Below are 11,694 nucleotides of genomic sequence, written 5' to 3'. Positions count from 1 at the left end.
CCCGGCAGGGATTATGGTCGAAGGGTGGAGAGTCCCCGTCCCCCCGCCGTCCGCCGTTACGCCCCCGAGCCCCGCCCCGCCGACCTGAGGGCCGGAGACGCCGACCGCGAGAGGGTGGCCGCCGTGCTGGGCGACGCGCTCGCCGACGGGCGCCTCGACCACGAGGAGCACGACGAGCGCACCGAGGCCCTCTACCGCGTCCGCACGCTGGGAGAGCTCTCCGCGCTCACCGCCGACCTGCTGCCGCCCGAGGCGCAGCCGCTCCGCACCGACGTCCGCCCGGTGACGGCGTTCTTCGGCTCCGAGGAGCGCTCGGGCCGCTGGGTCGTGCCGACCAGGTTCACGGCCACCGCGATCTGCGCCAACGTCAAGCTCGACCTGCGTGACGCGCTGCTCCAGTCCAGCCACGTGACCCTGCACGTCACCGTGATGGGCGGCACCCTCACCCTGATCGTCCCCGAGGGCGTGCGGATCGAGATGCCCGCCTCGGCGTTCATGGGCGGGAAGAAGAACCAGGTCCCGGCCTCGCCCGACGGGCCGGTCATCGAGATCACCGGCGTCGTCACGCTCGGGAGCATCGTGGCCAAGTCTCCCAAGCGTCCTCGCCGCTCCTGGTTCCGCCGCTGACGCCGCTCAGCTGGCGCTGTCGAAGTTGATCGCGCTGTAGGCCCGCAGCTTCCAGAGCTGGTGCTCGCTCTCGATCTTCCGTATCGTCCCGGAACGGCCGCGCATGACCAGGGAGTTGGTGATGGCCCTCCCCGCGCGGTAGCGGACGCCCTGCATCAGCTCACCGTCGGTGATCCCGGTGGCCGCGAAGAACACGTCGTCGGACCTGACCAGGTCGTCGGTGCTCAGTGTGGCGTCGAGGTCGAGGCCCGCGTCCAGCGCCCGGCGGCGCTCGGCGTCGTCCTGCGGCCAGAGCCTGCCCTGGATGACGCCGCCCAGGCACTTGAGCGCGCAGGCGGCGATGATGCCCTCCGGGGTGCCGCCGATGCCGAGCATCAGGTCGACTCCCGTGCCCACCCGGGCCGCCATGATCGCACCGGCCACGTCACCGTCGGTGATGAGCCTGATCCGGGCTCCGGCCTCCCGGATCTCACGGATGATCTTTTCGTGGCGGGGCCGGTCGAGGACGACCACGGTCACGTCCGAGGGCTCGCCGCCCTTGGCGCGGGCCACCGCGGCGATGTTGTCGGCCACCGGGGCGTTGATGTCGACCGAAGAGGCGGCCTCGGGGCCGGTGACCAGCTTGTCCATGTAGAAGACGGCCGACGGGTCGTACATCGAGCCGCGCTCGCTGACCGCGATCACCGAGATGCCGTTGGGCATGCCGAGTGCGGTGAGCCGGGTGCCGTCGATCGGGTCCACGGCCACGTCGCACGCCGGGCCGCTGCCGTCGCCCACGTGCTCGCCGTTGTAGAGCATCGGCGCGTTGTCCTTCTCGCCTTCACCGATCACCACCACGCCGCTCATGGACACCGTGTTGATCAGCTGGCGCATGGCGTTCACCGCGGCGCCGTCGGCACCGTTCTTGTCACCCCGCCCGACCCAGCGGGCGCCGGCCATCGCGGCCGCCTCCGTGACCCGGACCAGTTCCAGAGCGAGGTTGCGATCGGGTGCGTGTTCTCCCGTGGCGAGGGCGTCGGGAACGGACGTCTCATCGGACATGGTGGGAAACCCCTCTCGTGGTCAATGCAACGATCGTAGTTGGCGCCCCTCTGACCGGTCGGCGGAGGATAATGTGCCCACCATGAGCAGCGACACGGAACGACTGGTGAAGGGCGTGGGTGCGCGGACCTCCGAGCGGGGTGCCGCCACGCGCGTCGCGCTCCTGTCCGCCGCGAGGGAGATCTTCGTCACGAGCGGTTTCGCCGAGACCGGGGTCACCGACGTGGTCGCCCGCGCGGGAGCGAGTGTCGGAAGTCTTTACCACCATTTTTCCGGAAAGGCCGATCTCTACCTCACCCTCTTCGAGGAGTTCCAGACCCGTCAGACCCAGCGGACCAAGCAGGCGGTCCAGGACTCCAGGGCCGACGGTGAGAGCGACCCGATGCGGCTGTTCATCGCCGGGGCCCGCGCCTACCTGGAGGGCTGCCTGACCGAGCGGGAGATCTCCGCGCTGTTCCTGCGCGGAGACGGGCCGCCGGGGTTCGAGCTCATCATGCGCGACCGGCTCAGGCAGTGGGCCAAGCGCAACGCGGCCCTGTTCGAGGGCGACGAGGGAGCGCTGGTCGTGGTCCTCACCGGCGCACTCGCCGCCGCGGTCTCCGAGGTCGCCCTGTCCGACGACGAGGACGCCTCCCGGGCCCTGGCCGAGGACGTGCTGACCATCATCGCCCAGATCCGCCGCCCCTGAGGCCGGACCGCCCTCCCGAACGGATAGTGTCGACAGTCGTGCAAAAGTTCACTCAGGGCTTCTACGGCTACGTGTTCGCGATGGCGGTCTGCCTGGGCGCCGTCGGCCTGTTCCTGCTGGTCACGCCGCAGAGCAGAACCGAGCACATTCCCAGGGTCGACTACTCGATCGCCCTGGCCGACCTGCGACGCACGGCGCCCTTCCAGGTGTGGGCACCCGAGCCCGTCGCCACCGGATGGGTCCCGAACAGCTCCAGGAACACGAACGTCAACGGCGTCACGACCTGGAGGCTCGGCTTCGCCACCGCCAAGCGCTTCCACGCGATGCTCGCCCAGAGCAACGAGAAGCCCGCGGCCGGGTTCGCCAACCGGCTCTCCAACACCTCCACGGTCACCGGCACCGTCCAGATCAACGGCGTGACCTGGGAGCAGCGCCTCCGCGAGGACAAGAACCAGCGTTCCCTCGTCCGGTTCCTGCCGGACGTCACGATCGTCGTCACCGGCACCGCCCCGTGGGACGAGCTGTCCGCCCTGGCCGGATCCCTCAAGCAGCAGCCGAGAGTCACCTCCTGAGGCCCGTTTCCCCGCAGGTCGAAGATCGCGCTCACTCTGGGGCCCGGCCCGGCCCGGCCCGGTTCCGCGCTCGCCGCACGCCGGCTCCTCTCGTCGCGGGTCCCGGCCATCGGGCGCGCCGCTCCACATCCGCCGCCGCCGCCGGTCATGCCGTGGGGCGTGCCGTTCCGCCTCCGTTCCGCCGGACATGCCATGGGCGCGCCGTTCCGCCTCCGACGCCGCAGGCAATGCCGGTGACGAACGGGACGGCGCCGGTCACGAGCGTGCCGGGGGCCTCCGGACCCGTGTGGTGACAGGGGAAGAAGAGGGCGACCCGACCGGCGGTTACGCTGATCGAGTGTCCGATCTTTGCGGGAGCCGAGCGGAAGCGCGTCCGTGATGTCCTTCCCCCCTGACACGCGCGGCCGGAGCGCGGGCCCGGCCATAGCGGCCCGGATCCCGCCACGCGCGGGCGGGAGCCGGTCATGGGCGTGACCGAGGAGCGGCTGGAGCGGTTCGAGGCCAACCGCGGGCGCCTGTTTGGGGTGGCCTACCGGCTGCTCGGGGAGGCCTCAGGGGCCGAGGACGTGGTGCAGGACGCCTACCTGCGCTGGGAGCGCAGCGACACGGCGATCTCGCCGGAGGCGTGGCTGACCAAGGTGGTCACCAACCTGTGCCTGGACCGGCTCACCTCGGCGCGGGCGCAGCGGGAGCGCTATGTCGGGACGTGGCTGCCCGAGCCGGTCGTCACCGGTGGCGGCGCGCTCGGCCCGCTGGAGACGGTGGAGCAGCGGGAGTCGCTGTCGCTGGGGATGCTGGTGCTGCTGGAGCGGCTCACCCCGCCGGAACGGGCGGTGTTCGTGCTGCGCGAGGCGTTCGGTCACAGCCACCGCGAGGTCGCGGAGATCCTGGAGGTGAGCGAGCCGCACGCACGGCAGTTGTACCGCCGGGCGCAGCGGCATGTCGCCGAGGAGCGCAAGCGGTTCACCGCCCCGTCCGGGCAGCACCGGAAACTCCTGGAGCGGTTCCTGGAGGCCACGCTGGCCGGTGACGTGCCGGCGCTGGAGCGGATGCTGGCCGAGGACGTCGTCGCCTGGGCCGACGGTGGCGGCAAGGCGCGAGCGGTGCGGCGTCCGCTGGTCGGCCGGGAGCAGGTCCTGCGTTACCTGCGCGTCCTCGCCGAGTACGCGCAGCGCATCCGCCTCGTACCGGACGTGGTGAACGGGGAGCCCGCCCTCATGGTGTACCTGGACGGCCGGTTGTCCGGAGTCACCGCCCTCGAGTTCGACGGCGACCGCGTCGTTACCCTCCGTACCATCGCCAACCCAGACAAGCTCACCTTCATCGCGAAGCAAAAGATGTAATCGTTTCTCGGGTCGAGGTGTCACGAATCGCCGCCGTATCCCGTTCATCCAGCGTCGAACGACGGATGGAGAACGCTCATGACGACGACACCGAACATCGCGGTCCTGGGCGCCGGATACACCGGCGTCACGACCGCCAAGCTGCTCGCCAGGCGCACCGGCGCGAACGTCACGATCGTCAACGACCGTGACCGGTTCGTGGAGCGGATGCGCAACCACCAGCTCGCCTCCGGCCGGAGGGTGCGCCACCTGCCGCTGCGCGGACTGTTCGAGGGCACCGGCGTCCGGCTGATCGTCGACCGGGTCACGCGCGTCGACACGGAGGGCAGGCGGGTGGAACTGGCCGGTGGCGCCGAACCGATCGGCTACGACCTGCTGGTGTACGCGCTGGGCAGCCGCGCCGACCTGGACACCGTCCCCGGGGTGGCCGAGCACGCCTACACCGTCGCCGGCGGGGAACAGGCCGAGCGGCTGCGCGACCGGATGCGCACCGCCGACACGGTCGCCGTGGTCGGCGCCGGGCCGACCGGTCTGGAGACGGCCACCGCGCTGGCCGAGACCTACCCCGACCGCACGGTGCGGCTGGTCACCGGCGGAGCGCTGGGCCAGGAACTGTCCGAGCAGGGCCGTGACTACCTGCACCGCGCTCTGAGCCGCCTCGGCGTCCAGGTGTGGGAACACGCCAGGGTCGCCAAGGTCGGCGCGGACGGCGTGCTGCTGGAGGGGGGCGAGCACGTCGCCGCCGACACGGTGGCGTGGACCACCGGCTTCACGGTCCCGGAGCTGGCGCGCGAGGCCGGGCTGGCCGTGGACGACCACGGCCGCATGGTCGTGGACGGAACCCTGCGCTCGCGGTCGCACCCGGAGGTCTACGGCATCGGGGACGCCGCCGCCGCGCACACCCAGGACGGACAGGTGCTGCGCATGGGCTGCGGACCCGGGGGGCTGGCGGCCGCGTGCGCCTTCCACGCGATCACAGCCCGTATGGCCGGGCGTAGCCCGAAGCCGCTGCGCGTCAAGGCCGACGCCCTGTGCGTCAGCCTCGGCGAGTGGGACGGCCTCCTCCAGCCCACCGACCTCGACGGCAGCCCCCACGGGAAGGTGCGCACGGGTCGCCCGGTGGCGATGCTCAAGAAGTTCGTGCTCGGCGTCACCGGTTGGTACAACCTTCGCCACCCCGCCGTGACCGTGATCGGCGCCAGGCAGGGGTGACGCTCCCGCCCGGATCCGCCGACCGGTGGATCCGGGTGGGACACGATCTCCGCGGCCCCGCGTGACCATGCCCCAACGCCTCTGCACCCCTGAAGACGCCGGAGACGCCGGAGACGCCGGATACACGGCCACCGGCGCAGCCGGACAGAAGACGGCCGGCAACCGGCCGGCAACCGGCCGACAACGCCTCCCCGACAGCCGAAAGTAGAAGATTCCCGATGTCCGCCACCCCCATGACCCACCCCGCCACCGGCCCCGACGCCCCGTCCGGTCCGCGGCCCCCCGCCACGGTGCGCACGCTGCTCGGCGTCGTCGTCGGGCTGACCGCGGTGCTCCTCGTGATGCTGTGCGCCTTCGCCCTCCCCTCCCTCAACAGCGGTCCCCACCACGTGCCCCTCGGCCTGACCGGACCGCGGCAGGCCGTCCACGCCGTCCAGGGCGGCCTGGACGGCGAGGCCTGGGACGTCACCGTCTATTCCGACCCGCGGGCCCTCCAGAGCGCCATCGAGCAGCGCGATGTCGTCGGCGGGCTCGCTCTCGGTGCCGACGGCATCACCGTCTACACCGCGAGCGCGGCCGGTCAGCAGGCCGGCGCGGCGATCAGCGCTCTGGGCACCGCGATGGCCGCCGGGCAGCGGAGCGGGGCCACCGTCCAGGACGTGGTGCCCTTCCCCGCCGACGACCCCCGCGGTGCCGGATTCACCGCCGGCGCCTTCCCCCTGCTCATCGGCGGGATCCTGCCCGCGGTCGCCCTGCTGCGCCTGTTCCCCGGGCACGCCGGCCTGCGCCGCCGCCTGGCCGGGGTGATCCTGTTCGCCCTGGTCGCCGGAGCCGCCGTCGCCGCCGTCCTGCAGTACGGGTTCGGCTCCCTGCACGGCACCTACTGGCTCACCGCGCTCGGGCTGGCCCTTGGCATGGCCGCGCTGTCGATCCCCTTCCTCGCGCTGGAGTCCCTGTTCGGCTTGGCGGGCCTCGGCGCCGGCGCCGCCGTGATGATGTTCCTCGGCAACCCGCTGTCGGGCCTGGCCGGCCCCCACTGGCTGCCCACCGGCTGGGCCACCCTCGGCCAGTTGCTCCCCCCGGGCGCCTCCGGCAGCCTCGTGCGCGCCATCGGCTTCTTCGACGGCACCGGAGCCGGCGCCCCCGCCCTCACCTTGGGATTCTGGACCCTCGCCGGCCTGCTGTCCCTCCTCGTCGCGGACCGCCGCGCCGCCCGCCGTCCGCGACCCGAGGCGACGGCGGTGGCCGTGATGTGACCGTCCCGGGCCGCCCGTGCCGACGGGGACGGTGACCCGGTGCGCCACGGCCGGGTGGAGTTTCTTCGGGAGAAGCCGCTTTGGCGGACGCTTCAAGGAACGGCGGCCAGACTCCTCGCCCTCGACCGGGAGCTCCGGGCCGGACCGTCACGTGACCGCGAGGACCGTCCGGACGACGCCGAACACGAGGTGACCGTTGGCGCGGGCGCGCTCGGACCGGGCCGCTCAGAAGGCTCAGAAGGGGGCGTCTCCGGCGGGGTCGGGCTGCCGCCGCTGCGCCATGGCCGCCGCGAGCTTCACCCTGGCCCCCTGGAGCCACTCCTCGCAGACCGCGGCCAGCCTCTCGCCGCGCTCCCAGAGCTCGATCGACTGTTCCAGAGTGAGCCCGCCCGCCTCAAGGCTGCGGACCACCTCGGTCAGCTCCTCGCGCGCCTGCTCGTACGACGGTGTCTTCTCATCGGCCACACCTCCCACCTTAGGTCGTGTCCCGGGGATCTTCAGCCCGTGACGTCCACCCGGCGTGGTCACGGCACGGTCTCACCGGTGACGCCCACCCGGCGGCGCCCCGGCTCGCCGTACCGGCCGCCCGCGGGTGATCCACAAGGCGCCTCCCCGGTCGCTCCACCGCGGCGTACGGCTGGGAGGATGCTCGGATGAGTGTTCGCGACGCGACCCCCGAGGACATCCCCGAGCTGGTGCGTCTCCGTGAGGTCCTGGCCGACCGGATGGCTCAGGACGGCACCTACCCCATCGACGAGGAGTGGCAGGGGGCCTACGCGGAGAGCCTTGAGGAGCGGCTGGGCAGTTCCGACACGGCCGTCTACGTGGTGGACGCCCCCCGAGGACTGGCGGCCTGCGGGATCGGCCTCATCTTCCAGCGTTTCCCCGGCCCCTCCCTCCCCGACGGCCGCTACGGCTACGTCCAGGGCATGGCCACCGACCCCCGGCACCGGCGCCGGGGCCACGGCCGGGCGATCATGGGAGCCCTCCTGGAGTGGTACCGCGACAGCGGGGTCCACAGGGTCGACCTGCACGCGACCTCCGACGCCGAGCCCCTCTACCGGCAGTTCGGCTTCGTCGACGACGGCTATCCCTCGCTCACGTGGCGGTCTCACTCCTGACCGTCACCCGGTCGTCGGGGAAGCGCACCGTCAGCTCGTCACCGGGGGAGACCTCGCTCGCGAGACGTACGACATCGCCCGAGGGGCGCTGCACGATCGCGTAGCCGCGCTCCAGCGTGGCGGCCGGGGACAGCGAGACCAGGCGGGCGCGCAGGTGCTCCAGCGAATCCTGGGCGCGGTCCAGGGAGGCGGTGAGGGAGCGTCTCGCCCGGTCTCTGAGCTGCTCGGCCTGCTCGGCCCTGCGCTCGACCTCGCGCACCGGGTCGGCGAGAGAGGGCCGGGAGCGGGCCGCCGCCAGCCAGGCCGTCTCGCGGTCGAGCCAGCCGCCCGCCACCCTGCGGCCCCGGTCGCGGAGCTGGCGGATCAGCGTCATCTGCTCGCCGACGTCCGGCACGACCTTCTTCGCCGCGTCCGTCGGCGTGGACGCGCGCACGTCGGCGACGAGGTCGAGCAGCGGGTTGTCCTGCTCGTGGCCGATCGCGCTGACCACGGGCGTGCGGCACGCCGCCACCGCCCGGACGAGGGCCTCGTCCGAGAAGGGCAGCAGGTCCTCCATCGACCCGCCGCCGCGCGCGACCACGATGACGTCGACCTCGCCGTCCGCGTCGAACTTGCGCAGCGCCTCGGTGACCTCGCCGACCGCGTACGGCCCCTGCACGGCCACCGGCTCGACCTTGAACCGCACGGCGGGCCAGCGGCGCCGCGAGTTCTCCAGCACGTCGCGCTCGGCGGCCGAGTCACGACCGCAGATCAGGCCGACCGTGCCCGGCAGGAACGGCAGCCGCCGCTTCCTGTCGACACCGAAGAGCCCCTCGGAGGCCAGCAGCTGGCGCAGCCGCTCCAGCCGCGCCAGCAGCTCGCCGACCCCGACCGGCCGCAACTCCAGCGCGGTGAACGCGAAGGAACCCTTGTTGACCCAGAAGTCGGGCTTCAGGTGGGCCACGATCCTCGCGCCGTCCACCGGCCGGGGGAGGGTCGCCTCGTACACGCCGCGCGGGCAGGTGACCCGGGCCGACACGTTGGCCACCGGGTCACGCAACGTCAGGAACACCGTGCCGCCGCGGGCGGTCAGCTCGGTGATCTGCCCCTCGACCCAGACGGTGCCGAGCTTGCCGATCCAGCCGCCGACCATCTGCAACACCGTGCGAACCGGGAGGGGCTGCTCAGGGGTGGTCTTCGAGCTCATGGCCGGGAGCCTACGCGCCGGACGTGACTATTCCGCGGTCTCCAGCTTGGCCAGGCGGTTCTCGTACATCCGCACGACGGTCTCGCGGTTGGTGGTGGCCCGCTCGTAGGTGATCAGTTCCAGGATCTGCTCGGCCGTCCTGCCGCGCATCCGCGCCCGCAGGGACGCGACCGTCAGCTCCGCGTAACCGGGCAGCGGCTCGGCGGGCGTGCCGGTCGTCGCCGTGGAGGAACCGGTCGCCTCGGCCGCCTCGGGGACCGCGGCCCTGGTCTCCGTCACCTCGACCACCGCGGCGTCCGCGGTCTCAGGCTTCGCGGTCTCGACCTTCGTCACCTCGACCTTCACCGCCGAGGGGGTCTCGAGCACGGCCTCCGCGGAGGCGTTCGCCGTGCTGCTCTCCGTGGCGCTCGTCAGGGCGCCGCTCTCCGCGCTCTCGGTCGTGTTCTCGGCCACGGTCTCCGCGGGGGCGGCCTTGGCGGTCTTGCGGGTCCTGGTCGCCCTGGCCTTCGGAGCGGTCTGGGCGGCCTCGGGCGCGGTGGTCCCGGACTGCGCGGCCTTGGACCGCGCGGCCTTGGAACTCACGGCCTTGGATTCCACGGTCTCGGGCGCGGCGGCCTCGTTGGCCGGAGCCTTGGCCTTGGCCCGGGTGGCCCGGGTGGCCCGGGGCTTCTTGGCGGGGGTCTCGGCGACCGCGCTCGCCTCGGCGGCCTGGGGCTCCGCGGCCTCGGGCTTCGCGACGGGAGCCTTGGCCCGGGTGGTCCTGGGCTTCCTGGCGGGAGCCTCGGCATCGGCGGCGGGTGCCTCGGGGGCGGTGGTCTCCGTGGCCTTTGTGGCCTTTGTGGCCTTTGTGGCGGCGCTCTCGGTGACCTCGAGCTCGGCGGGCTTGGTGGGCTCGGCGGCCGGGGCCTCCGCGACCTTGGCTTCGGCGGCTTCGGCGGCTTCGGCGGCTTCGGCGGCTTCGGCGGTGGCCGGGGCCTCCGTGGTCTTCGCCTCCGGGGCGGCGGGGGCCTGCGTGGTCTTCGGCTCCGCGGCGGGGGCCTCCGCGGCGACGGTCTCGGCGGGCTTCGCCGTGGCGGTCTCGGCCTCCGGAGCGGCGGGTGCCTCGGTGGTTCCGGCGGCGGCCGGGGCGTCGACGGCCTCGGCCCCGGCCTCGGGAGCCTTGACCTCGGGGGCGGAGGGCGTCGCGGTGTCGGGCTTGGTGGGGCTGAAGATGACCGGGTCGGGAGTGGTCCTGGTCCCGTTGCTCTCGGCGGCGGGCCTGCTCGCGGCCTTCTCCGGGCGCGGCGCGAAGATGACGGGCTCGCGGCGGGTGGGCTCCCCCGCCTGGTCCGCGGTCTTCTCGCCGGTCTTCGCGGGGCTGTCTCCGGCCGTCCCGAGGGGCTCGTCGGTCTCGCCCTGGCCGGAGGTGCCCTTGAACCTGTTCCGGACGCGGTCGCCGAGGAGCAGGGCCTGGCCGACCCCGCTCAGCGCGCTCTGCAACATGTGCAGCGGCAGGTCTTTTGCCTTTTGTGTGACATTGCGGATCATGTCGGGGACTGACATATCGTCTCCCTGGGAGGTCTGTATCGAGAAGGCTAGTGTGGCAAGACTTGTGCCGCATGAACCTGTGGGACGTATGGGCTGTCTCGCGGGCGTGTCCACGTAGCATAAGAGCATGACTTCAGACACCCCCGCGACCCGACGCGTACTAGTGGCGAAGCCCCGTGGTTACTGCGCGGGGGTTGATCGTGCGGTGCAGGCCGTGGAGAAGGCACTGGAGCAGTACGGTGCCCCGATCTACGTTCGTAAGCAGATCGTCCACAACACCCACGTGGTCAAGACGCTGGAGCAGCGCGGGGCGATCTTCGTCGAGGAGACCGAGGAGGTGCCCGAGGGCGCCATCGTCGTCTTCTCCGCCCACGGGGTCTCCCCGGCCGTCCACCAGGAGGCCGCCCTGCGCAGCCTCAAGACGATCGACGCCACCTGCCCCCTGGTGACCAAGGTGCACAACGAGGCCAAGCGCTTCGCCTCCCAGGACTACGACATCCTCCTCATCGGCCACGAGGGCCACGAGGAGGTCGAGGGCACCGCGGGCGAGGCGCCCGACCACGTCCAGCTCGTCGACGGCCTGCACTCGGTCGACACCGTGCGGGTCAAGGATCCCGATCGGCTGGTCTGGCTGTCACAGACCACGCTGTCGGTGGACGAGACGACCGAGACGGTCTCCCGGCTCAAGGAGCGCTTCCCCAACCTGATCGACCCCCCGAGCGACGACATCTGCTACGCCACCCAGAACCGCCAGGTCGCGGTCAAGGAGATCGCCGCCCAGGCCCAGCTGGTCATCGTCGTCGGCTCGGAGAACTCCTCCAACTCCAAGCGGCTGGTCGAGGTCGCCCTCGACCACGGGGCCGACGCCTCCTACCTGGTCGACGACGCCTCGCTCATCGACGACGCCTGGTTCGACGGCGTCACCACGGTCGGCGTGACGAGTGGCGCCTCGGTGCCCGAGGAGCTCGTCGCCGAGGTCCTGGCCCGCCTGGCGCGGAACGGTTTCGAGGACGTCGAAGAGGTCGAGTCCGTCCACGAGAGCGTGCGCTTCGCGCTCCCGCACGAGCTGCGCAAGGACCTGCGCGCCACGGTCTGATCACGGATCCGGATCACGCGGCTCC

At 72.3% G+C, this 11,694-nt stretch carries 12 protein-coding genes; 8 read left to right on the top strand and 4 right to left on the bottom strand.

Annotated elements, in window-relative coordinates; all coding sequences use genetic code 11:
* The first annotated feature begins 24 nt into the window (after nt 1-24).
* Complete coding sequence (locus tag ACVCAG_RS26985) at nt 25-627, top strand: DUF1707 SHOCT-like domain-containing protein (RefSeq protein ID WP_440085595.1); 603 nt, start codon at nt 25-27, stop codon at nt 625-627.
* Between the two features lie 6 nt (nt 628-633).
* On the opposite strand, the gene glpX is transcribed toward ACVCAG_RS26985, so the two are convergent.
* Nucleotides 634-1,668: a class II fructose-bisphosphatase gene (gene glpX, locus ACVCAG_RS26980; protein ID WP_440085594.1), complete on the bottom strand. Its 1,035-nt coding sequence runs from the start codon at nt 1,666-1,668 to the stop codon at nt 634-636.
* 82 nt (nt 1,669-1,750) lie between these two features.
* Between glpX and ACVCAG_RS26975 the strand changes: the two genes are divergently transcribed.
* From ACVCAG_RS26975 to ACVCAG_RS26955, 5 genes are all read left to right on the top strand, one after another.
* Nucleotides 1,751-2,356 (top strand): TetR family transcriptional regulator, encoded by a 606-nt coding sequence (locus ACVCAG_RS26975; protein ID WP_440068346.1) that lies wholly within the window; start codon nt 1,751-1,753, stop codon nt 2,354-2,356.
* A gap of 38 nt (nt 2,357-2,394) precedes the next feature.
* The gene (locus ACVCAG_RS26970) at nt 2,395-2,928 is read left to right on the top strand and encodes a DUF4245 domain-containing protein (RefSeq protein WP_440085593.1); all 534 of its coding nucleotides are present in this window, start codon (nt 2,395-2,397) and stop codon (nt 2,926-2,928) included.
* 464 nt (nt 2,929-3,392) lie between these two features.
* On the top strand, nt 3,393-4,271 hold the full coding sequence (locus tag ACVCAG_RS26965) for an RNA polymerase sigma-70 factor (RefSeq protein ID WP_440085592.1): 879 nt from the start codon (nt 3,393-3,395) through the stop codon (nt 4,269-4,271).
* Between the two features lie 78 nt (nt 4,272-4,349).
* Nucleotides 4,350-5,483 (top strand): FAD-dependent oxidoreductase, encoded by a 1,134-nt coding sequence (locus ACVCAG_RS26960; protein ID WP_440085591.1) that lies wholly within the window; start codon nt 4,350-4,352, stop codon nt 5,481-5,483.
* A 218-nt stretch (nt 5,484-5,701) separates the two neighbouring features.
* Nucleotides 5,702-6,739 carry a hypothetical protein gene (locus ACVCAG_RS26955; protein WP_440085590.1) on the top strand — a complete coding sequence of 346 codons (1,038 nt, stop codon included), beginning with the start codon at nt 5,702-5,704 and terminating at the stop codon, nt 6,737-6,739.
* A 234-nt stretch (nt 6,740-6,973) separates the two neighbouring features.
* On the opposite strand, the gene ACVCAG_RS26950 is transcribed toward ACVCAG_RS26955, so the two are convergent.
* Nucleotides 6,974-7,204: an exodeoxyribonuclease VII small subunit gene (locus tag ACVCAG_RS26950; RefSeq protein WP_350971911.1), complete on the bottom strand. Its 231-nt coding sequence runs from the start codon at nt 7,202-7,204 to the stop codon at nt 6,974-6,976.
* Between the two features lie 188 nt (nt 7,205-7,392).
* Here ACVCAG_RS26950 and ACVCAG_RS26945 point away from each other — a divergent pair, with 188 nt between their 5' ends.
* The gene (locus ACVCAG_RS26945; RefSeq protein WP_440085589.1) at nt 7,393-7,860 is read left to right on the top strand and encodes a GNAT family N-acetyltransferase; all 468 of its coding nucleotides are present in this window, start codon (nt 7,393-7,395) and stop codon (nt 7,858-7,860) included.
* On the opposite strand, the gene xseA is transcribed toward ACVCAG_RS26945, so the two are convergent.
* Nucleotides 7,838-9,046, bottom strand: coding sequence for an exodeoxyribonuclease VII large subunit (gene xseA / locus ACVCAG_RS26940; RefSeq protein ID WP_440068353.1), 1,209 nt, complete (start codon nt 9,044-9,046; stop codon nt 7,838-7,840). The genes ACVCAG_RS26945 and xseA overlap by 23 nt on opposite strands.
* Before the next feature lie 27 nt (nt 9,047-9,073).
* The gene (locus tag ACVCAG_RS26935) at nt 9,074-10,588 is read right to left on the bottom strand and encodes a hypothetical protein (protein ID WP_440085588.1); all 1,515 of its coding nucleotides are present in this window, start codon (nt 10,586-10,588) and stop codon (nt 9,074-9,076) included.
* Between the two features lie 112 nt (nt 10,589-10,700).
* Between ACVCAG_RS26935 and ACVCAG_RS26930 the strand changes: the two genes are divergently transcribed.
* Nucleotides 10,701-11,669 (top strand): 4-hydroxy-3-methylbut-2-enyl diphosphate reductase, encoded by a 969-nt coding sequence (locus ACVCAG_RS26930; RefSeq protein WP_440085587.1) that lies wholly within the window; start codon nt 10,701-10,703, stop codon nt 11,667-11,669.
* The last annotated feature ends 25 nt before the right edge of the window (nt 11,670-11,694 follow it).

The organism is Streptosporangium sp. G12 (genome assembly GCF_052983175.1).
The sequence above is the reverse complement of the archived record's forward strand: the minus strand, read 5'-3'. Positions and strand labels throughout refer to the sequence as shown.